Source organism: Methylocella sp. CPCC 101449 (assembly GCF_031921685.1).
GTDB lineage: Bacteria > Pseudomonadota > Alphaproteobacteria > Rhizobiales > Beijerinckiaceae > Terripilifer.
Map to the genome: position 1 here is coordinate 353,216 of NZ_JAPDHU010000003.1, position 20,529 is coordinate 373,744.

Below are 20,529 nucleotides of genomic sequence, written 5' to 3' on the forward strand. Positions count from 1 at the left end.
AGCTTCCATTCGCTCTCCGTCGTCCAATCAGGTAAGAAATGGCTCTGAGTCGTCGAGACAAGAGGGTCATGGTGATCTTTCAGCCGGGGTGTGAAGGAGGTTTGGCGCAGTGACGGCGGTGACCGTGGCTGAACGCCTGACGGTTGCCCGTCTGGCGTGGGTAATGGGCTTGCGCGCCGCGCGGCGCGCCTTGGCATGGCCCGGCCGCCAAATCGCCGATCTGAGTTCCCGTGGCCCCCGCGCCCTGGCCATTGCGCCGCAGGACATCCGCACCACCGATCCGGCGATCGCCGATGACATCTACGCCGGCCATTTCCATTTCGCCGGCCGCATCGTCGATTCGCACGGCACCTCGCCTTTCGATTTCACCGAAGCCCCATTGGATTGGGAAACGGCGCTGATGGGCTTCGTCTGGCTGCGCCATCTGCGCGCCGCCGAAACCGCGCTCGCGCGGGCCAATGCCCGCTCGCTCATCGACGAATGGATCACTCGGCAGAGCCGCCAGAGCGGTGGCGTCGCCTGGCAGCCGCAGGTGGCGGCACGCCGGCTGATCTCCTGGCTTTCCCATTCGCCCCTGCCGCTCGAAGGGGCCGACGCCCAATTCTATCGCCGCTTCATGAAGAGCATCGGCCGTCACGTGACCTTCCTGTCACGCCAGGTGGCCGACGGTCTCGACGGCGAAGCGAAACTCACCGCCGTTCTCGCCTTGATGCAGGCGAGCCTGTGCGCCACGGGCCTGGAGAGTTCGCGCCGCAAATACGAGAAACTGCTTGTCAACACCTTGCAGGCGCAGGTCCTGCCCGATGGCGCCCATATCTCGCGCAATCCGCAGGTCCTCGTCGATCTGTTGCTCGATCTGCTGCCGCTGCGCCAGGCGTTCACCGCGCGCGGCCTGTCGATCCCGCAGGAACTCATCTCCTGCGTCGATCGCGTTCTGCCGATGCTGCGCATGATGCGCCATGGCGATGCGACCTTGGCGCTCTTCAACGGCATGGGCGTGACGGCGCCCGATACGCTGGCGACGGTGCTCGCTTACGACGACGCGCGCGGCCAGCCGGTGATGAACGCGCATTATGCCGGTTATCAGCGGCTCGAAGGCGACAACACCATTGTCGTATGCGATGCCGGCGCGCCGCCGCCGCCGCCCTATTCGATGAGGGCTCATGCCGGCACTTTGTCCTTCGAAATGTCGAGCCAGGGCCAGCGCATCATCGTCAATTGCGGCGCCCCCTCGCAGATGCGCGGCGCGCTGCGCGAAGCCGCGCGCCTGACGGCCGCCCATTCGACCCTGACCGTCGCCGACACGTCGTCCTGCCGTTTTGCCAGCGGCGGCATCGCCCGTGCCGTCTGCGATGGCGCCATTATCGCGGGCCCGTCCCAGGTCGAGACCCGCCGCGGCGATGACGAACTGGCCAGCGAAATCGATGTCAGCCACGACGGCTATGGCACGGCCTTCCACCTGCTGCACCGCCGTCGCCTCAAGCTTGCCGCCGACGGCTGGCGGCTGGAGGGCGTCGATACCTTGTCGCCCGCCAAAGGCGGCCAGGGGCTCGAATCGGTCGATTATGCCCTGCGGTTCCACCTGCACCCGCAGGTCCGCGCCGGCCTGATCGAAAACGGCCAGGGCATCCTGCTCGCCCTGCCGACCGGCGAAGCCTGGATTTTCCATGCCTCCGGCCTGCCGCTGACCCTGGAAGAGAGCGTTTTCTTCGCCGGCTTCGACGGCCCCCGCGCCACCAGCCAGATCGTCGTCCATGGCGACGCCGCCAGCCAGCCGGAAGTGGCCTGGGTCTTGAGCCGGTCACAGTAACCGCAATAGCCAAGCTTTCCCCCGGCGCGCGCCCATGCTAAGCGCCGGCCACCAATTGCTTCACCTGCTGCCCGAGACCCTCCCGCTATGCCCCGCGATCTCCGCCGCGTTGCCCGCGCGCTCATTTCCGTTTCCGACAAGACCGGCCTCATCGACTTCGCCCGCGCCCTCACCGGCCTCGGCATCGAGCTGATTTCGACCGGCGGCACCTGCAAGGCCATCGCCGACGCCGGCATCAAGGTGCAGGACGTATCCGATGTCACCGGCTTCCCTGAAATGATGGACGGCCGGGTCAAGACGCTGCATCCGAAGGTGCACGGCGGCCTGCTCGCCATCCGGGAGAATCCTGAGCACGAAGCGGCCATGCTCGCCCACGGCATCGCCCCCATCGATCTTCTCGTCGTCAATCTCTATCCCTTCGAGGCCACCGTCGCGAAGGGCGCCAACTACGACGATTGCATCGAGAACATCGATATAGGCGGCCCGGCGATGATCCGGGGCGCGGCCAAGAACCACGCCGATGTCGCCGTCGTCGTCGACGTCGCCGACTATGCCGCCGTGCTTGAGGCGCTGCAGGCCAACAAGGGCGCCACCACCTTGGCGCTGCGCCAGCGCCTCGCCCAGAAGGCCTATGCCCGCACCGCCGCCTATGACGCGGCGATCTCCAACTGGTTCGCCAATGCCATCGGCGAAACCGCGCCCGACTATCGCGCCATCGGCGGCCAGCTCGCCGAGAAGATGCGCTACGGCGAGAACCCGCATCAGGCGGCCGGCTTCTACCGCACGCCGGAAAGCCGCTTCGGCGTCTCCACCGCCCGGCAGCTCCAGGGCAAGACCCTGTCCTACAACAACGTCAACGACACCGACGCCGCCTTCGAGTGCGTCGCCGAGTTCGACCCGGCCCGCACCGCCGCCGTCGCCATCATCAAACACGCCAACCCGTGCGGCGTCGCCGAGGGCGCCTCGCTGCGTGAGGCCTATGAGAAGGCGCTGCGCTGCGACCCCGTCTCGGCCTTCGGCGGCATCGTCGCCCTCAACCGCCGCCTCGACGCCGAGGCCGCCCGCGAGATCGTCAAAATCTTCACCGAAGTCATCATCGCCCCCGAGGCCGATGAGGAGGCGGTGGCCCTGGTCGCCGCCAAGAAGAACCTGCGCCTGCTCATCACCGGCGGCCTGCCCGATCCCCGCGCTCAGGGGCTGACGGTGCGCACTGTGGCCGGCGGCTTGCTCGTGCAGGGTCGCGACAATGCGGTCGTCGACGACATGAATCTGAAGGTCGTCACCAAGCGCACGCCCACGCAACGCGAATTGATCGACCTCAAATTTGCTTTCCGAGTGTGTAAACACGTGAAGTCGAACGCCATCGTCTACGTCAAGGACGGGGCCACGGTAGGCATCGGCGCGGGGCAGATGTCGCGGGTGGATTCCTCGCGGATCGCCGCCTGGAAAGCCGCCGAAGCGGCCAAGGCGGCGGGTCTTGCCGAGACCTTGGCGAAGGGCTCAGTTGTCGCCTCCGATGCGTTTTTTCCCTTTGCTGACGGGCTTTTGGCAGCTGCCGAGGCCGGCGCCACCGCGATCATTCAGCCCGGTGGATCGATGCGCGACGATGAGGTGATCAAGGCGGCCGACGAGGCTGGCCTCGCCATGGTGATGACCGGCCACCGCCACTTCCGTCACTGACGCGTTCAGACGCGGTTCAGGCGCAAGACGCTATCCAAGACACTATTGGTCTTCGAATAGTGCGCGCCCGCACAGAAAGCGGACGCAAACTTGCCATTAATGGGATCGAAACCTGCGGCGCGTAGCAAGCAAGGTTGGGGTCCAGGAGAAGTTATCGTGTTAGTCAGTTCGAACCATGAAATCCAAGGTAGCCGTGTTGTCCGCGAGATCGGACGCATCTCGGCGGCCACTGGCTGGGGTGGTGTGGCCAGCGCCTCCTCGGAAGAATTGCGTGCCCAGGCTCTGCGGCGCTTGATCGCCAAGGCGCAGGATTACGAAGCCGATGCCATCGTCGACGTCGATTACTCGGTCGACGGCATCAAGAGCTGCGACCTGTCCGCCTGCGATCTGAAGCGCGTCATCGTCAGCGGCGTCGCCGTCCGCCTCGCCCGCGGCTGATCCACCCTTTAAGCACTCGGCGCTGATCGAGCCCCTATTGCGGCTCGATCTTCGCCTGGGTGATCCAGGTTTTCCAATCGGCGATCTGTTCGCGCAGGAAAGCCTGCCCCTCATCCGGCGTCGTGATCCAGGGATCGCTGGCGACGCTGTTGAGAAAGGCCTTGCCTTCGGCGCTGCCGGTCACTTCGTTGAACATCCGGTTCAACCGCTCGACGATCGGCCGCGGCGTCGCCATCGGCACCATCGCTGCAAACCACCCAACGATCTTCATCGGCACGCCCAGTTCCGTCATGGTCGGAAACTGCGGCACCACCTGCATGCGCTCCGGCGGGCTGATCGCCAGAATGCGCAACCGCTTCTCGCGCTCCTGGGAGATGCTGAAGATATTGTCGAGCGTCGCGAAATCGAGCGCGCCGCTGGTCAGATCGTTCAATGAATCGCCCGCCGTGCGATAGACCACCTCGACCGACTCCAGTCCCATCGTCTGATTGTAGATCGAGCCCATGACGCGCCCGAGCGGATTGGACGTGCCATAGCTCGCCTTAGCGCCCTTCTGCTTCAGATAGGCGGTGAGTTCCGCCAGCGTCTGCCAGGGCGCATCGGGCCGCACCACGAGCATGGTCGGCTGCTTGTTGATGGTCGCAGCGATCTGGATTTCCTTCTCCGCATCGACAGGCGGGCGCTTGAACAAGGTCATATTGGCCGCCACCGCCGTCGCCCCATGGACGTAGATCGTGTGCCCGTCGGGCTTCGAGCGTGCCGTATATTCGGTGGCGAGATTGCCGATGGCACCGGTCTTGTTTTCGACGATGACCGTGCGCCCGAACAGCGGCCGCATCTTCTCCGCATACCAGCGCACGATGACATCAGCGCCGCTGCCCGCCGGAAACGCGCAGACAAAACTCACGTCGCGTGTCGGATAATCCTGGGCGATGGCCGGCGAAATGAGTGAGGGCATGGCAAGTGTCGGCACGGCGGTCGCAGCCGACAATCCCTGGATGACGCGCCGGCGGGACGGGTTCTGCATCGTTTCCTCCTGTTTTTATCGCGGCGATTTGTTGTTGTTAGGCGATCGCCTGCCACTCTTATAAAGAGGTGATGCGCGAACGTTCAAACGTCCGCGCATCATAGCTGCTCCACGCTCAGCGTTTACGCCGCTTTCTTATAGGGCCCGAGCTGCTGCAAGGCCCAATCGAGAAAACTGGTGTCGACGACCTTGGCGAGCTCCACCGGCCGTTCCAGCATTTTCAGCTCGCCAAACACATCGATGTCGGCCTGCAAGGCCTGCATGTCGAGCTTGCCGTCGGGATCGCAATAGGCCAGCACGAAGGACTTATAGATCTGCGGGTCGCGGAAGGGCCCGTATTTCACCAGAATGTCGATGATCGCATCGCCCTTGGCGCCGCTGAAGTTGCCGGTGTCGTCGAGAGAATCATTATGATCGCGCACGCCACGCAGGAAGGCGCGCAGGAAACGCCGCCCCTGCTCGTTTTGCTCCTTGATGAACTTGCCGCCATAGAGCGTCACCGCTACCTGCTGCGAGGGCATCAATTCCCAGCTCGGCATGAGCGCAACCGCCGCGCCCCGCTTCACCGCCAGCGTGCCGGCGGGATCGGGCGGCATGGCGAAATCGATCGCGCCGCTTTCCAAAGCCGCCACCTGCTGCGGGAAGCTCATGGATGTTTCATGCACTTCATCCATGCGGATGCCGGCTTTCTTGAACAGCAGATAGAACAGCGTGCTCGCCGAGCTGCCCGGCGCGCCATTGGCATATTTCAGCCCCTTCAGATCGGCTATGGTCTTGACCCGGCCGGACTGGACCAAAGCGGTGCGCACCATCAAGCGAATGCTGCTGCGATTGACGATGTTGCGCGATTTGTCGGCGACCATGCGCATGTCGAGACCGCGCGTGAAGCCGTTATAGAAGCCGGCCGATGGGCCCCCGGCCGCCACTTGCAGATCGCCCGATGCCATGGGCGCGATCATGCGGGCGGCGGAATCGAAGGGGATCATCTCGACATCGAGCCCTTCGTCTTTGAAATAGCCGCGCGCATGGGCAACGAAATAGCCTACATCCGTGGCCGCGTTTGGCACGCCGAGTTTGACTTTGGTTGGACCTTGCGCGAGCGCGGGCGCGGCCAGCACTGTCGCTGCCGCCGCACCCGACAGCGCGAATGCGCGTCTGGTAATCATGATTGTCCTCCCTGGTCCTTATTTCATAGCCCAGGCAGGATCGTCGGGTCCAGCAAGACCACGACCACAAGGACGACGTTAGGGCTTGGCGGGCGTCAGCTCGGCTTGGAAGAGCCCTTCGGCTTTCATCACTGCATCGAAGCGACCGGCCTCGTCGAGCGTCTTGTTCATCTCCACCAGGCGCGGCATCCAGCTTTCGGCGATCGTATATTTCACCGAGGCGCCGCTCTGCTTATGGGTGATAACCGCGACCGCGAACGTGCCGTCCGGCGCCTTCTCCCCCGCCACCCGCAAGGAGCCCTGGCCGGGGCTGGCGGTCGTGGCGATGAGGATGCCATCGGCCGGGCAAGCACAGGGCGCTTTCGGCCCGGCCCAGAAAGTGACGTTGACCTCGCGCGGCTTGGCGTTGAGCTTTTGCAGGGCGTCGAGCCCAATGCGGATGCCAACGGGAATGAAAGAGCCGAAGCCACCGTGCACACGCGTGCCGAACGCGATCCATTCCTCGCGGCTTTGCGCCTGCGCCATCGACAGACCGCCCGAAAAAGCCAGGGCGACCAGAGCACCAGCCAGTCGCGAAACAAGCCTATCGCTTAACGAGCTATGCATTGTCATAAGTTTTGCCTCCCTTTTCATACCCACCCATCGCTAACAGGAATCCGCCTGCGGGCAAAACGGAGCTTGGGCGCGACTAACGGGATTTGAGGCAAATCGGCGAGAAAATGAGCAAGAAAAAAGGCCGGGCATTGCTGCCCGGCCGACAATCCAGCGGGGAAGCCGGATGTCTCCAGAGGGGAACGGCATGAAGTCCTTTTACGAGCCTCACCGGAAGGGAGGGGGCTTGGCTCAAACTTCAGCCGACCCAGTCATATTGCGCGGCACAGTCGTGCGTCGCAACGCCGCAATGTGCATGGTGCCTGTGCAGAGAGTGCATAGCCAGTAACCAAACTTAGCTCCAGCTATGCACAGGCTTAATAATCCCAGCGTTGCGCGTTCGCGACCAGGAAGTCTCTGAAGACACGAACCCTTGCGACGTTCTTCATTTCTTCCGCATAGGCGAGGTAGCACTCGAGCTCAGGCATATCTGCCTGGGGAAGAATACGGACCAGCTGGGTGTCCGCCAGGGCGATATAGTCGGGCAGCACGGCGATGCCGACGCCGTTCTCCACCGCCCGGCGCAGCGCCGAGATGTTGTTGACCGTCAAAGTCGAGGGCCGCGGGTTCTTGGCGTCGCGACCGGCGAAATGCAGGGAATTGACGCTGCTGAGGTAATTCTGTGCCGACACCCCGTAGGTCAAAACGCGGTGATGATCGAGGTCCTCAAGCGACTTCGGCTCGCCGAAGCGCTTTAGGTAAGCCACTGATGCATAAGCATGAAAATGCATCGTGAAGATGCGCCGGCGGATGATATCGGCCTGCACCGGCTCGCGCACGCGGATGGCCACGTCGGCCTCGCGCATCGACAGGTCAAGCTCGTCGTCGGAGAGCAGAATCGACAGTTTGATGTCCGGATAGAGCTCCAGGAATTCACCGATTCGCGGCGTCAGCCAGTTGGTGCCGATTCCCACCGTCGTGGTGACGCGCAGATCGCCGTGTGGCCGCTCGCGGCTGTCGGACAGGCGGGTGCGGGTGGCATCGAGCTTCACCACCACGTCGCGCACGGTGCGGAACAGGACGTCGCCCTGTTCGGTGAGAATGAGGCCGCGGGCGTGACGATGGAACAGCGGCACCTGCAGATCGGCCTCCAGAGCGCTGATCTGCCGGCTCACCGCCGACTGGCTCAGCCCCAGCGCCTCGCCGGCATGGGTAAACGACCCGGCTTCTGCCGCCGCGTGGAATATTCTCAGTTTGTCCCAGTCCACCGTTGTCAGCCCTTCAAATTGCCCGCTGCGCTTACTCCGCCGCCACCTTGGTCACTTCATGGGCGGCGAGCCAGCGCTCGGCTTCCAGAGCCGCCATACAGCCCATACCGGCCGCGGTGACAGCTTGGCGATAAATGTCATCGGTCACGTCGCCGGCGGCAAAAACGCCGGGGATGTTGGTCGCGGTCGAATCGGGAGCGGTACGAATGTAGCCGTTCGGCTTCATCTCGATCTGCCCCTTGAAGAGTTCCGACGCCGGCTCGTGGCCGATGGCGACGAAGACGCCGTCGACCGGCTTCTCCGTGACTTCGCCGGTCTTGACGTTGCGCAGACGCGCATGGGTCACGCCAGGCGGCGTCGCGGTGCCGGTCACTTCATCGAGCGTGTGATCCCACAGCACTTCGATCTTGGGATGTTTGAACAGCCGTTCCTGCAGGATGCGCTCGGCCTTGAACCCATCGCGGCGGTGGACCACCGTCACCTTCGAGGCGAGATTGGCAAGATAAAGCGCTTCTTCGACCGCCGAATTGCCGCCGCCGACGACGATCACTTCCTTGCCGCGATAGAAGAAGCCATCGCAGGTGGCGCAGGCGGAAACGCCGTAGCCCTTGAACTTTTCCTCGGAGGGAATGCCGAGCCATTTGGCTTTCGCACCCGTGGCGATCACCAAGGTATCGCAGGTGTAATCGGCGCCGCTGTCGCCCTTCAGGCGAAACGGATGGCGCGACAGATCCACCGACGTGATGTGATCGGAGACCATGTGCGTGCCGACATGCTCGGCCTGCGCCTTCATCTGCTCCATGAGCCACGGCCCCTGGATCGGATCGGCGAAGCCCGGATAGTTTTCGACATCCGTCGTAATCATCAATTGGCCGCCGGGCTCGAAGCCCGAAATCATCACCGGCTCCAACATGGCGCGCGCGGCATAAATGGCGGCGGTGTAACCAGCCGGGCCAGAACCGACGATGATCATTTTAGCGTGCAGGGGAACTTGCTTGTTGCTCATCTTATGGGCTCAGAATGCACGAATACGGGGAAATCGACGGCCCGCTCGGCCGCCAGGGCGTCTCAGTTATGTAATAGATGCAGAGCTTGCCGGAAAGCCGCAGAGCGCGGGAAAGCACGCCAAATTGACCAGCGGCCCGTTGCCAAAAAGGAAAAGGGCGCTCCGGCTTTCAGCCGAAACGCCCTTAATTCTTTTCAATTCAGGTGATTAGATCAGCGATACATGTCGCGCCGCATGCGGTCTCGGCGCATTTCCCGGCGCATGTCGTCGCGCCGCATCTCCCGGCGCATTTCGCGACGCATCATTTCATGACGCACCGCACGACGCGCCTCGCGTCGATCGGCCTCGTGGCGGATCGCCCGCTCCACGGGATTGAACTGGACTTGCTGGACCAATCCAGCGTCGTGTCCGCCAGCGCCGAAGCTCATGGGCCCGGCCTGCGCCATCCCGGCGCCGACAGCGGATGCGCCAGCCATCAAGGAAAAGGCCAACGCGGTTTTTACGAGAATATTCATAGCTCCTCCAGGGATAGACCCCCCGACGCAAATACGCGTCTGGAATGAAAACCCCTGGGGACGACATTCGTTCCGATTAAACTCAAAAGCCGCCGACGGTGAACCGACGGCGGCTTTCAATGGATTCAATCAGATCCGTTGCAGTTCAGGCGCAAACTCAGTTGCAAACCTGGAACGGATGGGTGCCGCGCGGATTGCCCCACGCGTCATACACCGGCCGGCGGACCCAGTAGCAGCCATAGCCGCCACCATAGCCATAGACCGGAGCCGGCGCCGCGTAATAGCCCGGCGCGGCGGAAGCCGCGGCTGCGGCACCGAGGATGCCAAGCGCTGCACCAGCGGCGATCGCGCCACCCGGACCGATGCCACGGCGATAATAACGCGGGCCACCACCGTAGTAGCGTGGGCCACCATAGCGGCGATATTGCACCTGCTCAGTCAAAGGCGAGGCGTGAGCATCAGCGGCCGACGGCGCCATGCCAGCAGACAACGGCATGGCCGATGCCGGAGCAGACGCAAAAGCCGCGACCGCGAGCGACGCGCCAACGGCAAGACCATAAATACTCTTCATCGTAGTCTCCTCTGGACCCCTTCCGACCGCACGGGGTTAGTTTACACGCGACCCACCGAAAGTCGATATAAGACAAAGGTGGCCCGACCATGTCACTGCAACGCAAGAGACTAAAAATGGTTCAATTTCGGAGTTCCCCGCCGATGATCGGCGCTGCTCCGATAGCTTGCCGCACGGCTCTTGCATGCTATACGGGCCGGACAGTCTCCCTATCCGGGGTGGTGAATCGGTGCACCGTCAGGGATTTCTGAGGGATTGCCGGTATTTGGCCAATTATTGGCCGCATGTGAGGGCGTTAACCGTATGACGACGCGCGGCGCGATTGGCGGGCCCCGCCTTCTGCTCCGCCGGCTTCGCGAGGTCATGGCGGAGCCGGTGACGGCACAGGCGCGCCTCGACAAGATCGTCATTCAGATCGCCTCCAACATGGTCGCCGAAGTCTGCTCGGTCTATGTGGCGCGCGACGACGGCCGGCTCGAACTGTTCGCCACCGAAGGTCTCAATCGCGAAGCGGTCCATTTGACCACCCTGCGCATCGGCGAAGGTCTCGTCGGCTTGATCGCGCAGCGCGCCGAACCCCTGTCGCTGAGCGATGCCCAGTCGCATCCAGCCTTCTCCTACAAGCCGGAAACGGGCGAAGAGATTTACCAATCCTTCGTCGGCGTGCCGATCCTGCGCGGCGGCAACACGCTTGGCGTTCTCGTCGTCCAGAACCGGGCGCGGCGCATCTATTCGGAAGAAGAGATCGAGGTTCTCGAAACCATCTCGATGCTCTTGGCCGAGATGATCGCCTCGGGCGAATTGCAGGCGATCGTGCGCCCCGGCGTCGACTTCAGCAACCGCCAGCCGATGGCCTTGCGCGGAAGTGCTGTTTCGGAAGGCGTCGGCCTTGGCCATGTGGTGCTGCACGAGCCGCGCGTCATCGTTACCCAGATCATCGCCGAAGACACCCAGCGCGAAGAGGAACGCCTCAACACCGCCATCGAAGCGATGCGCGCCAACCTCGACGAATTGCTCGACAACGACGGCATGGGCGGTGGCGAACATCGCGAAGTACTGGAAACCTTCCGCATGGTCGCCAACGACCGGGGCTGGTTACGCCGCCTGCGCGAAGCCGTGCGCGGCGGCATCACCGCCGAAGCCGCCGTCGAGCGCGTGCAGAACGAAGCCCGTGCCCGGCTGCAGCGCCAGGCCGACCCCTATCTGCGCGAACGCCTGCACGATCTCGACGAACTCGCCAATCGCCTGCTCCATCAACTCACCGGGCAGGAACTGATCACCGCGCCGGAAAACCTGCCGGACAACGCCATTCTCGTCGCCCGCAGCATGGGGCCGGCGGCCCTGCTCGAATATGACCGCAAGCGCCTGCGCGGCCTCGTGCTCGAAGACGCAGGCTCTTCAAGCCATGTCGCCATCGTCGCCCGCGCGCTTGGCATTCCGATGGTCGGCGATGTCGAGAACATCACCAGCCTGGTCGAACAAGGCGATGCGATCATCGTCGATGGCAGCGTCGGCGAAGTCCAACTGCGCCCGCAATACGACGTCGAACAGGCCTATAGCGAAAAGGCCCGGCTGCGCGCCCGCCGCCAGGAACAATATCGCGCCTTGCGCGATACGCCATCGAAGACCAAGGATGGCGTCGACATCAGCTTGAACATGAACGCCGGCCTGCTGGTCGATCTGCCCTTGATGGCCGAGGCCGGCGTCACCTCCATCGGCCTGTTCCGCACCGAATTGCAATTCATGCTGGCGCCGCAATTCCCGCGCCAGGAAAAGCAATACGCGCTTTACAACGCGGTGATGGAACAGATGCAGGGCGGTTCCGTCACCTTCCGCACCTTGGACATCGGCGGCGACAAGATCCTGCCCTATATGAAGACGTTCGAGGAAGAGAATCCGGCACTCGGCTGGCGCGCCATCCGCATCGGCCTCGACCGGCCGGGCCTCTTGCGCTTGCAATTGCGCGCGCTGTTGCGCGCCGGTGCCGGGCGGCAGCTGCGCATCATGTTTCCGATGGTCGCCTCGGTCGAGGAATTCGACGCGGCGCGCGCCTGCGTCTACCGCGAGATCGAACATCTGCGCCGCCACAACCATGTCATGCCGTCCGACCTCAAGCTCGGCGTCATGATCGAAGTGCCGTCGCTGCTGTGGCAGCTCGACGAACTGCTGCAGCGCGCCGACTTCCTCTCCGTCGGCTCCAACGACCTGATGCAATATCTTTATGCGGCCGATCGCGACAACAAGCGCGTGTCGTCGCGCTACGATCCGCTGAGCCCGCCGGCACTGCGCGCCCTCAAGCGCATCGCCGATCGCGCCAATCTCGCCGGCAAGTCGCTGACCTTGTGCGGCGAGATCGGTGGCAAGCCGCTGGAAGCGATGGCGCTCATCGGCATCGGCTATCGTTCACTGTCCATGTCGCCGGCCAGCATCGGACCGGTCAAAGCCATGGTGCTGGGCGTCGATGCCGGCGAAGTCACCGAATTCATCGGCGATCTCCTGGATCGGCGCACCGGCCAGACCTCGCTGCGTCCTGACCTGATCGCCTTCGCCGAAGCCAAGGGCGTGCCGTTGTAGCGACGTTTCGCGCGCTTCAGGTTTTCGCTCCAGGTTTTCGCTCAAGGTCTTCTCGTCTTCAGGTTTCCCCATGCTGCCCGCCGACAAACTCGATCTCATTTCCCGCCGCCATCAGGAGATTTCCGCGCGCCTGGCCGGTGGCGCCACCGGCGCCGAATTCGTCGCTCTGTCGCGCGAACTGGCAGAACTCGATCCGGTGGCCGCCGCCATCGACGGCTGGCGCACGGCGCAATCCGATCTGGCTGGCGTCGAGGCAATGCTGGCCGATCCCGCCATCGACGGCGAAATGCGCGCACTGGCCGAAGAGGAAAAAGCCGACGCCGAAACGCGGCTCGCTGAGCTCGAACACACGCTGCGCCTGGCGCTGCTGCCCAAGGACGCGGCCGACGAACACGGCGCCATTCTCGAACTGCGCGCCGGCACCGGCGGCGATGAAGCCGCCCTCTTCGCCGGCGATCTCTTCCGCATGTATCAGCGCTATGCCGATCTGCACGGCTGGAAGATGGAAGTTCTCTCCACCAGCGAAGGCACGGCCGGCGGCTTCAAGGAAATCGTCGCCCAGGTGGAAGGGCGCGGCGTCTTCGCCAAGCTGAAATTCGAATCCGGCGTGCATCGCGTGCAGCGCGTGCCCGACACGGAAACGCAAGGACGCATCCACACATCGGCGGCGACCGTCGCCGTTCTGCCGGAAGCCCAGGATGTCGACATCGAGATCAACGAGGCCGATCTCAAGATCGACACGATGCGCGCCCAGGGCGCGGGCGGCCAGCACGTCAACAAGACCGATTCCGCCGTGCGCATCACCCACATTCCCACCGGCACCATCGTCTTCGTCCAGGAGGAGCGCTCGCAGCACAAGAACCGTGCCCGCGCCATGGCGCTGCTGCGTTCACGCATCTATGACGAGCAGCGCCAAAAACTCGATAACGCCCGCGCCGCCGACCGCAAATCGCAGGTCGGCTCAGGCGATCGCTCGGAACGCATCCGCACCTATAATTTTCCGCAAGGCCGCGTCACCGACCACCGCATCAATCTGACGCTCTACAAGCTCGATAAGATCATCACCGGCGAAGCGCTCGACGAAGTGATCGATCCGTTGATCACCCAGCATCAGGCTGATCTGCTGGCGGAAAGCGAGAAGTAAGCGGCCTTACACGCGACACCTCAGTGTCATCCCGGACACTTGCGCAGCAAGTGATCCGGGATCCAGGAGTCAAAGGCTCGGCGCTGCTTGTCGATGCAATGCGGCGGCAACATAACATTGCTCTCAACTGTCGCCCCTGGATCCCAGATCGCGCTGCGCGCGTCTGGGATGACACCGAGATGGCTAACTCGAGCCCTCACATATAGAGCTTTTCTTTCTCCAGCCCTTTGTACATGTCGGCGACATATTCGCCGTAGCCGTTCCACTTCAGGGTCGGCACGCGATTGCCGGTGCCGAGCACCTCCTCGGTCGCCTGGCTCCAGCGCGGATGCGCCACTTCCGGGTTCACATTGGCCCAGAAGCCATACTCCGACGCCTGCAAGGCTTCCCAATAGCTCTTCGGCCGCTCATTGGTGAAGGTGATGCGCTTGATCGACTTGACGCCCTTGAAGCCATATTTCCATGGCGAGTGCAGGCGGATCGGCGCGCCATGCTGTTTTGCCAGCGGCTTGCCATAAGCGCCGGTGACGACGAAGGTCAGTTCGTTCATCGCCTCCGCCATGGTGACACCTTCCACGTAAGGCCACGGATACCAGACCTGCCGCTGGCCCGGCGCCACTTTCGGATCGAGGAAGGTTTCCATGCGCAGGTACTGGACGCCCGATTGCGGCTTCGCCAGTTCCACCAGTTTCTTCATCGGGAAGCCGGTCCAGGGAATGGTCATCGACCAGGCTTCGACGCAGCGCAGCCGATAGAGCCGCTCTTCGAGCCCCATCTTCGCCATCAGATCGTCGATGCCGATCTCGAAGGGTTTCTCGATCATGCCGTCGATCTTGATCACCCACGGCCGCGTCTCCAGACGCTGCGCCGCCTGATAGATATTCTTCGCCTGGCCGAACTCGTAGAAATTATTGTAGCGCGACGTGATGTCTTCCGCCGTCAGCGGCCGGTCGAGCGTGTAGGTTTCATTGCGCTTGGCCGGAAACAGAGCCGCCGACGGATTATCGGCCTGCGCCGCGGCGACACCCGGCAGCATCGATCCCGCGCCAAGGGCTAATCCCGCTTTCAACAGGTTGCGGCGATCGAAAAACAAATGTTCCGGCGTCGCCTCGCGTTCGGGAATTTCCCATCCGCGACGGTGAATGACGTTCATGACGGCCTCCGATGAGCTTTTCCGCGCAATGCCTGCTTGGATGCGCGAATACGCCCCCTTTTCCTGCCCAAAATTTAGGACCATGCGCCGTTCACGGCAAATCACGATGCCGCAGGCCGATGTCACGAGCCTGTCATCGCTGGCTTTTTCGGTGGCGGATGGCGCTTGATTCGCGCGCGATTGACGGGATAACTCGACGGGTAAGGTGGATTCCATGACCAAAGCGATTGTCGGCATCATCGGCGGTTCGGGCATTTACGACCTGCCAGGGCTAGAAAACCTGCGCGAGGAACGCGTCAGCACCCCCTTTGGCGAGCCATCGGACGCATTGCGCTTCGGCCGGATCGGTTCCACCGACGCGGTTTTCTTGCCCCGCCACGGACGCGGCCATGTCCTGTCGCCCTCGGGCATCAATTATCGCGCCAATATCCATGCGTTGAAGCAGGTTGGCGTCACCGACGTGATTTCGGTGTCGGCCTGCGGCTCGTTCAAGCCGGAACTCGTGCCCGGCCTCTTCGTTCTCGTCGATCAATTCGTCGATCGCACCCACGGCCGCGCCTCATCCTTTTTCGGCAATGGCTGCGTTGCCCATGTGTCGATGGCCCATCCCATCTCACCGCTTTTGCGCCAACGCCTGTTGCAGGCAGCGGAGGCAGAAAGCCTGCCCATCGTCAAAGGCGGCACTTACGTGTGCATGGAGGGACCGCAATTTTCCTCCTATGCTGAGTCGCTGTCCTACAAGGCGCAGAATTATGACGTCATCGGCATGACCGCGATGCCGGAGGCGAAGCTGGCGCGCGAAGCCGAGCTTTCCTACGCCACGGTCGCCATGGTCACCGACTATGATTGCTGGCATCCCGAACATGACGCGGTCGATGTCGCCTCCGTCATCAAGATCGTCCATGAAAATGCCGGCAAGGCGGCGAAGCTGCTGGCGCGCGTGCTGCGCGATTTTCCCGCCGAACATGAACCCTGCCCCGTCGGTTCCGATCGCGCCTTGGACACCGCACTCATCACGGCGCCATCGGCCCGTGATCCCGCCCTATTGGAAAAGTTGAAAGTGATCCTGGCGCGCGTCAACGCCGCCTAACCAGAATGGATTGTCGATGAACGCAACCTATGATCTGAAGCAAGCAATCCGCACCATTCCGGATTATCCGAAGCCGGGCGTTCAGTTTCGCGACATCACCACCCTGCTCGGTGATGCCCGAGCCTTCCGCCGCGCCGTCGATGAATTGGTTCAGCCGGTCGCCGGCACCAAGATCGACAAGGTGGCCGGCATCGAAGCGCGCGGTTTCATTCTCGGTGGTGCTGTCGCCCATCAATTGTCGGCCGGCTTCGTACCCATCCGCAAGAAAGGCAAGCTGCCGCACAAAACAGCGTCCATCGCCTATTCGCTTGAATATGGCGTCGACGAAATGGAGATTCACAGCGACGCTATTCAAGCCGGCGAACGGGTTATTGTCATCGACGACCTCATCGCCACCGGCGGCACCGCCGAAGCGGCGGTGAAACTCTTGAAATCCATCGGCGCCGATGTGGTCGCCGCCTGTTTCGTCATCGATCTGCCTGACCTTGGCGGCGCCAAGAAAATTCAGGCGCTCGGCGTGCCCGTGCGCACGCTCATGGCGTTCGACGGTCACTGATGCAGATCGGCGGCCGGCCCTATCGCACCATCTGGGAAGACGAACGGCGCCATGTCGTCGTCATCGACCAGACGAAACTGCCGTTCGCCTTCGAGACCGTCACGCTCAACACCTCGGCGGATGCGGCCCGAGCCATCAAGGACATGATCGTGCGCGGCGCGCCACTCATTGGCGCCACCGCCGCCTGGGGCGTGGCGCTAGCCATGCGCGATGATCCTTCCGATGCCGCCTTGGCCTATGCCCTCGCCTCTCTCGGTGCGACACGCCCCACCGCGGTGAACCTGCATTGGGCGCTGCGCCGCATGCAGACCGTCCTGCTACCGCTGCCGCCAGCGCAACGCGCCGAGCGCGCCCGCACGGAAGCCCTCAACCTCTGCGACGAGGACGCCGCCACTTGCCGCGCCATCGGCGAACAGGGTCTGCCGCTGCTGCACAAGGCCGCCGCACGCAAGAGCGGGCCCCTCAATATTCTCACCCATTGCAACGCCGGCTGGCTCGCCTGCGTCGACTATGGCACCGCGCTGGCGCCGATCTATCTCGCCCATGATGCCGGCCTCGACGTGCATGTCTGGGTCGACGAAACACGGCCGCGCAACCAGGGCGCGTCCCTCACCGCCTATGAACTGGGTGCCCATGGCGTCAAACACACGGTCATCGCCGACAATGCCGGCGGGCACCTGATGCAGCATGGCCAGGTCGATCTGTGCATCGTCGGCTCCGACCGCACGACGGCGCGGGGCGATGTCGCCAACAAGATCGGCACCTATCTCAAGGCGCTCGCCGCTTTCGACAATCGCGTGCCGTTCTACGTGGCGCTGCCGTTTTCGACCATCGACTGGTCGCTGGGCGACGGCGTGCAGGACATCCCCATCGAGGAACGCGCCGCCAGCGAAGTCACCCATATGACCGGCCTCGACGCGGACGATCATCTGAGAGCCGTCCGGATCGTCGCGCCCGGATCGCAGGCCGCCAATCCGGCCTTCGACGTGACGCCGGCCCGGCTCGTCACCGCCTTGATCACCGAACGCGGCGTCACGCCCGCCACCGCCGAGGGCCTCGCCGCGCTTTATCCGCAAGCCGAGCGCATATGAGCACCGACGCTTCCCTTCGCCGCAACGTGATCAGCATCGCCCAGGAGATGGATCGCCTCGGCTTCGCGCCATCGAAATCCGGCAACGTCTCGGCCCGCGCCCCTCACGGCCTTTTGATCACGCCCTCGGCCCTGCCCTATGCGCAAACCAAACCCGCCGATCTCGTTCTCCTCGATCTCGACGGCAAGGTTTTGACTGGCAAACGACCGCCCTCCTCGGAATGGCGCTTTCACGCGGCGATCTATCGAGCGCGGCCGGAGGTCAATGCGGTGGTCCACACCCATTCGCCCCGCGCCACGGCTTTATCTTGCGCGCGGCGCGGCCTGCCGGCTTTTCACTATATGATCGCCATTGCCGGCGGACACGACATCCGCTGCGCGCCCTATGCCACGTTCGGCACGCAGGCCTTGTCCGATCATGCGGTGCGTGCGCTCAAAGGGCGCAAGGCGACGCTCTTGTCCAACCACGGCGTCATCGCCGTCGGCGCCACGCTCGACGGCGCACTGGCGGTGGCCAAGGAAGTCGAAAATCTGAGCGGCCAATATCTCGATCTGCTCGCCGCCAAACTGAAACCTGTTATCCTAGGCAAAACGGAAATGGAGAGGGTTTTGGTGCAATTCGCCACTTATGGCCGCAAGGGCTAATCTGGCGCCGGAGTGGAAATCTCCGGGTGGGCGCGCTATATATGGGAATATATAGCGGTTTAGCACCGAACCATCCGACATGTGAGGAAATCATGCTCGCGACCGATGAAGACATCCTGGCCAAAGCCGAGGAATGGCGGAAGGCCGGTAAGGGCGTTGCCATTGCCACCGTCACCGAGACCTGGGGCTCGGCGCCGCGCCCGGTCGGCAGCCATCTGGTGATCGACGAGGACGGTCTGTTTCTCGGCTCCGTCTCCGGCGGCTGCGTCGAGGGCGAAGTCGTCACCGAAGCCCTCGACGTGATCGGCGACGGCAAGTCCCGGACATTGGAATTCGGCGTCGCCGACGAGACCGCCTGGCGGGTCGGCCTGTCCTGCGGCGGCCGCATCAAGGTCTATGTGGAGAAGGTGGACTAATGGATCTCGCACTTCTCTCCGCGATGAACACCGAGCGCGCGGCTCGGCGCGCCTGTATCTTGATCACCGATACGTCGAACGGCGCGCAGCGCCTGGTCAAAGGCGCTGATATCGCCAGCGACGCTTTGGCCGATGTGCTGGATTCAGCCTTGCGCTCGGGCAAGAGCGGCACGGTGGAGGTGGACGGCAAAAGCTATTTCCTCACCGTGCAGGTGCCGCCGGTTCGCCTGTTCGTGATCGGCGCCGTACATGCCTCGCAAGCTTTGGCGCCGCTCGCCCGTGTCGCCGGTTTCGACATGACCGTCATCGATCCGCGCACCGCCTTCGCCACGCCGGAGCGCTTCGCCGACGTGAAACTGCTTGCCGAATGGCCGCAGGATGTCCTGCCCGGTCTCAAGCTCGATCGCTACTCTGGATTGGCCTGTTTCACTCACGATCCCAAGATCGATGACCCGGCGTTGGAACTGGCGCTCGCGGCCGACTGTTTCTATGTCGGCGCGCTCGGCTCGCGCAAAACCCATGCGCGCCGCGTCGAACGCTTGCAGGCCAAGGGTTTTAGCGAAGAACAGATCGCCCGCATTCGCGCCCCCATCGGCATGGATATCGGTGCGGTCAGTCCGGCTGAAATCGCCGTCTCGGTTCTGGCCGAGATCATTCTGTCCCTGCGCAAGAAACCGCTGCGCGCCGAAAAAGAGCGCGCCGGCGCGGCGATTGGAGCCTCAGCGTGAAATTTGGTGCCATTCCGGTAGACGAGGCCCTGGGCGGTATCGTCGCCCATGCGGTGCGCATGGATGGCCTGGTCCTGAAAAAGGGCGAGACCATCGGCGCGGCGCAGATCGAGGCCCTTAAGGCGGCTGGTGTTTTCGATATCGTCGTCGCCAAGGCGGAGAACGGCGATGTCGGCGAGGACGATGCCGCGCTACGCCTGGCCCAGACCGTCGCCGGCGATCACGTCAGCGTCGAGAAACCCTTCACCGGCCGCTCCAATCTGTTCGCCGAACAGGCCGGCGTGTTGATGATCGACACCACCGCCATCGACGGCATCAACGACATCGACGAATCCATCACCGTCGCGACGCTCGAACCGTGGCGCGCGGTGGTGCAAGGCGAGATGATCGGCACCGTCAAGATCATTCCCTTCGCCGTGCCCGAAACCCTGCTCCAGCAAGCCATCGCCGCGTCGAAAGAAGCGCCGCTACATGTCGCGGCCTACAAGCCGATGAAGATCGGCGTCGTCTCCACCCTGCTGCCCGGCCTGAAACCTTCGACCGTCGTCAAGACGCTGCGCGTCATGCAGGAGCGCATCGCGCCTGCCGGCGCCACCCTCGTCGCCGATCTCAGAGTGCCGCACGAGGCCGGCCCGCTCGCGGCCGCCATCGCCGACGTGAAACAGGAAAGCGACATCATCGTCGTCTTCGGCGCCTCGGCCATCACCGATCGGCGCGACGTGATCCCGGCGGCGCTGGAAATGGCCGGCGGGCGCATCGAACAGCTCGGCATGCCTGTCGATCCCGGCAATCTGCTTCTGGTCGGCGACATCGAGAGCGACGGCAAGCGTAAACCCGTCCTCGGCGCCCCCGGCTGCGCCCGCTCGCCCAAGGAAAACGGCTTCGACTGGGTGCTGCAACGCCTGCTCGCCGGTCTCGACGTGAAAGCCCGCGACATCCGCCGCATGGGTGCCGGAGGCCTGCTCATGGAAATCGTCCAGCGCGGCCAGCCGCGTGCCATCCCGCCGTCAGACTGATACATAGCGTTCCGGTGTTCGGCCGTTGGGCGACGCCGAACTTAT

At 63.5% G+C, this 20,529-nt stretch carries 20 protein-coding genes; 12 read left to right on the forward strand and 8 right to left on the reverse strand.

Annotated elements, in window-relative coordinates; translation table 11 throughout:
* The first annotated feature begins 109 nt into the window (after nt 1–109).
* From OIM99_RS21845 to OIM99_RS21855, 3 genes are all read left to right on the forward strand, one after another.
* The gene (locus OIM99_RS21845; protein WP_311852591.1) at nt 110–1,810 is read left to right on the forward strand and encodes a heparinase II/III family protein; all 1,701 of its coding nucleotides are present in this window, start codon (nt 110–112) and stop codon (nt 1,808–1,810) included.
* A gap of 87 nt (nt 1,811–1,897) precedes the next feature.
* Nucleotides 1,898–3,490, forward strand: coding sequence for a bifunctional phosphoribosylaminoimidazolecarboxamide formyltransferase/IMP cyclohydrolase (purH, locus tag OIM99_RS21850; RefSeq protein WP_311852592.1), 1,593 nt, complete (start codon nt 1,898–1,900; stop codon nt 3,488–3,490).
* A gap of 156 nt (nt 3,491–3,646) precedes the next feature.
* Nucleotides 3,647–3,928: a heavy metal-binding domain-containing protein gene (locus OIM99_RS21855; protein ID WP_311852593.1), complete on the forward strand. Its 282-nt coding sequence runs from the start codon at nt 3,647–3,649 to the stop codon at nt 3,926–3,928.
* 34 nt (nt 3,929–3,962) lie between these two features.
* Here OIM99_RS21855 and OIM99_RS21860 read toward each other — a convergent pair whose 3' ends face one another.
* The 7 genes from OIM99_RS21860 to OIM99_RS21890 all read right to left on the reverse strand — a co-directional run bounded on the left by OIM99_RS21860 (nt 3,963) and on the right by OIM99_RS21890 (nt 10,072).
* Nucleotides 3,963–4,955, reverse strand: coding sequence for a tripartite tricarboxylate transporter substrate binding protein (locus OIM99_RS21860; RefSeq protein WP_311852594.1), 993 nt, complete (start codon nt 4,953–4,955; stop codon nt 3,963–3,965).
* Between the two features lie 122 nt (nt 4,956–5,077).
* Complete coding sequence (locus tag OIM99_RS21865; protein WP_311852595.1) at nt 5,078–6,121, reverse strand: ABC transporter substrate-binding protein; 1,044 nt, start codon at nt 6,119–6,121, stop codon at nt 5,078–5,080.
* Between the two features lie 78 nt (nt 6,122–6,199).
* Nucleotides 6,200–6,733, reverse strand: coding sequence for a formylmethanofuran dehydrogenase subunit E family protein (locus OIM99_RS21870; protein WP_311852596.1), 534 nt, complete (start codon nt 6,731–6,733; stop codon nt 6,200–6,202).
* 356 nt (nt 6,734–7,089) lie between these two features.
* Nucleotides 7,090–7,980 carry a LysR family transcriptional regulator gene (locus OIM99_RS21875; protein WP_311852597.1) on the reverse strand — a complete coding sequence of 297 codons (891 nt, stop codon included), beginning with the start codon at nt 7,978–7,980 and terminating at the stop codon, nt 7,090–7,092.
* A 31-nt stretch (nt 7,981–8,011) separates the two neighbouring features.
* On the reverse strand, nt 8,012–8,986 hold the full coding sequence (trxB, locus tag OIM99_RS21880; protein ID WP_311852598.1) for a thioredoxin-disulfide reductase: 975 nt from the start codon (nt 8,984–8,986) through the stop codon (nt 8,012–8,014).
* A 212-nt stretch (nt 8,987–9,198) separates the two neighbouring features.
* Nucleotides 9,199–9,501 carry a hypothetical protein gene (locus OIM99_RS21885; RefSeq protein ID WP_311852599.1) on the reverse strand — a complete coding sequence of 101 codons (303 nt, stop codon included), beginning with the start codon at nt 9,499–9,501 and terminating at the stop codon, nt 9,199–9,201.
* 157 nt (nt 9,502–9,658) lie between these two features.
* A complete protein-coding gene (locus tag OIM99_RS21890) occupies nt 9,659–10,072 on the reverse strand; it encodes a hypothetical protein (protein ID WP_311852600.1) in 414 nt (137 codons plus the stop codon).
* 303 nt (nt 10,073–10,375) lie between these two features.
* Between OIM99_RS21890 and ptsP the strand changes: the two genes are divergently transcribed.
* The gene (gene ptsP / locus OIM99_RS21895) at nt 10,376–12,646 is read left to right on the forward strand and encodes a phosphoenolpyruvate--protein phosphotransferase (protein ID WP_311852601.1); all 2,271 of its coding nucleotides are present in this window, start codon (nt 10,376–10,378) and stop codon (nt 12,644–12,646) included.
* A gap of 70 nt (nt 12,647–12,716) precedes the next feature.
* Nucleotides 12,717–13,790: a peptide chain release factor 1 gene (gene prfA / locus OIM99_RS21900; protein WP_311852602.1), complete on the forward strand. Its 1,074-nt coding sequence runs from the start codon at nt 12,717–12,719 to the stop codon at nt 13,788–13,790.
* A 196-nt stretch (nt 13,791–13,986) separates the two neighbouring features.
* Here prfA and msrP read toward each other — a convergent pair whose 3' ends face one another.
* Nucleotides 13,987–14,943, reverse strand: coding sequence for a protein-methionine-sulfoxide reductase catalytic subunit MsrP (gene msrP / locus OIM99_RS21905; protein ID WP_311852603.1), 957 nt, complete (start codon nt 14,941–14,943; stop codon nt 13,987–13,989).
* Nucleotides 14,944–15,157: 214 nt separating this feature from the next.
* On the opposite strand from msrP, the gene OIM99_RS21910 reads away from it, so the two are divergent.
* From OIM99_RS21910 to OIM99_RS21940, 7 genes are all read left to right on the forward strand, one after another.
* A complete protein-coding gene (locus tag OIM99_RS21910) occupies nt 15,158–16,033 on the forward strand; it encodes an S-methyl-5'-thioadenosine phosphorylase (protein WP_311852604.1) in 876 nt (291 codons plus the stop codon).
* 16 nt (nt 16,034–16,049) lie between these two features.
* Nucleotides 16,050–16,589 carry an adenine phosphoribosyltransferase gene (locus OIM99_RS21915; RefSeq protein WP_311852605.1) on the forward strand — a complete coding sequence of 180 codons (540 nt, stop codon included), beginning with the start codon at nt 16,050–16,052 and terminating at the stop codon, nt 16,587–16,589.
* Nucleotides 16,589–17,680: an S-methyl-5-thioribose-1-phosphate isomerase gene (gene mtnA / locus OIM99_RS21920; RefSeq protein WP_311852606.1), complete on the forward strand. Its 1,092-nt coding sequence runs from the start codon at nt 16,589–16,591 to the stop codon at nt 17,678–17,680. Before OIM99_RS21915 ends, mtnA begins: the two co-directional genes overlap by 1 nt.
* Nucleotides 17,677–18,324, forward strand: a complete 648-nt coding sequence (locus OIM99_RS21925) for a class II aldolase/adducin family protein (RefSeq protein WP_311852607.1) — start codon at nt 17,677–17,679, stop codon at nt 18,322–18,324. Before mtnA ends, OIM99_RS21925 begins: the two co-directional genes overlap by 4 nt.
* A gap of 92 nt (nt 18,325–18,416) precedes the next feature.
* On the forward strand, nt 18,417–18,740 hold the full coding sequence (locus OIM99_RS21930) for an XdhC family protein (RefSeq protein WP_311852608.1): 324 nt from the start codon (nt 18,417–18,419) through the stop codon (nt 18,738–18,740).
* Entirely contained in the window at nt 18,740–19,468 is a 729-nt protein-coding gene (locus tag OIM99_RS21935; protein ID WP_311852609.1) for an XdhC family protein, read from the forward strand. The genes OIM99_RS21930 and OIM99_RS21935 overlap by 1 nt, the downstream gene beginning before the upstream one ends.
* Nucleotides 19,465–20,484 (forward strand): molybdopterin-binding protein, encoded by a 1,020-nt coding sequence (locus OIM99_RS21940; protein ID WP_311852610.1) that lies wholly within the window; start codon nt 19,465–19,467, stop codon nt 20,482–20,484. Before OIM99_RS21935 ends, OIM99_RS21940 begins: the two co-directional genes overlap by 4 nt.
* Nucleotides 20,485–20,529: the final 45 nt, after the last annotated feature.

Coding starts and splice junctions, on each gene's coding strand:
- purH (WP_311852592.1), top strand. CDS start 1,898: ATGCCCCGCGATCTCCGCCGCGTTGCCCGCGCGCTCATTTCCGTTTCC.
- OIM99_RS21860 (WP_311852594.1), bottom strand. CDS start 4,955: ATGCAGAACCCGTCCCGCCGGCGCGTCATCCAGGGATTGTCGGCTGCG.
- OIM99_RS21865 (WP_311852595.1), bottom strand. CDS start 6,121: ATGATTACCAGACGCGCATTCGCGCTGTCGGGTGCGGCGGCAGCGACA.
- OIM99_RS21870 (WP_311852596.1), bottom strand. CDS start 6,733: ATGACAATGCATAGCTCGTTAAGCGATAGGCTTGTTTCGCGACTGGCT.
- trxB (WP_311852598.1), bottom strand. CDS start 8,986: ATGAGCAACAAGCAAGTTCCCCTGCACGCTAAAATGATCATCGTCGGT.
- OIM99_RS21885 (WP_311852599.1), bottom strand. CDS start 9,501: ATGAATATTCTCGTAAAAACCGCGTTGGCCTTTTCCTTGATGGCTGGC.
- OIM99_RS21890 (WP_311852600.1), bottom strand. CDS start 10,072: ATGAAGAGTATTTATGGTCTTGCCGTTGGCGCGTCGCTCGCGGTCGCG.
- ptsP (WP_311852601.1), top strand. CDS start 10,376: ATGACGACGCGCGGCGCGATTGGCGGGCCCCGCCTTCTGCTCCGCCGG.
- prfA (WP_311852602.1), top strand. CDS start 12,717: ATGCTGCCCGCCGACAAACTCGATCTCATTTCCCGCCGCCATCAGGAG.
- msrP (WP_311852603.1), bottom strand. CDS start 14,943: ATGAACGTCATTCACCGTCGCGGATGGGAAATTCCCGAACGCGAGGCG.
- OIM99_RS21910 (WP_311852604.1), top strand. CDS start 15,158: ATGACCAAAGCGATTGTCGGCATCATCGGCGGTTCGGGCATTTACGAC.
- OIM99_RS21915 (WP_311852605.1), top strand. CDS start 16,050: ATGAACGCAACCTATGATCTGAAGCAAGCAATCCGCACCATTCCGGAT.
- mtnA (WP_311852606.1), top strand. CDS start 16,589: ATGCAGATCGGCGGCCGGCCCTATCGCACCATCTGGGAAGACGAACGG.
- OIM99_RS21925 (WP_311852607.1), top strand. CDS start 17,677: ATGAGCACCGACGCTTCCCTTCGCCGCAACGTGATCAGCATCGCCCAG.
- OIM99_RS21930 (WP_311852608.1), top strand. CDS start 18,417: ATGCTCGCGACCGATGAAGACATCCTGGCCAAAGCCGAGGAATGGCGG.
- OIM99_RS21935 (WP_311852609.1), top strand. CDS start 18,740: ATGGATCTCGCACTTCTCTCCGCGATGAACACCGAGCGCGCGGCTCGG.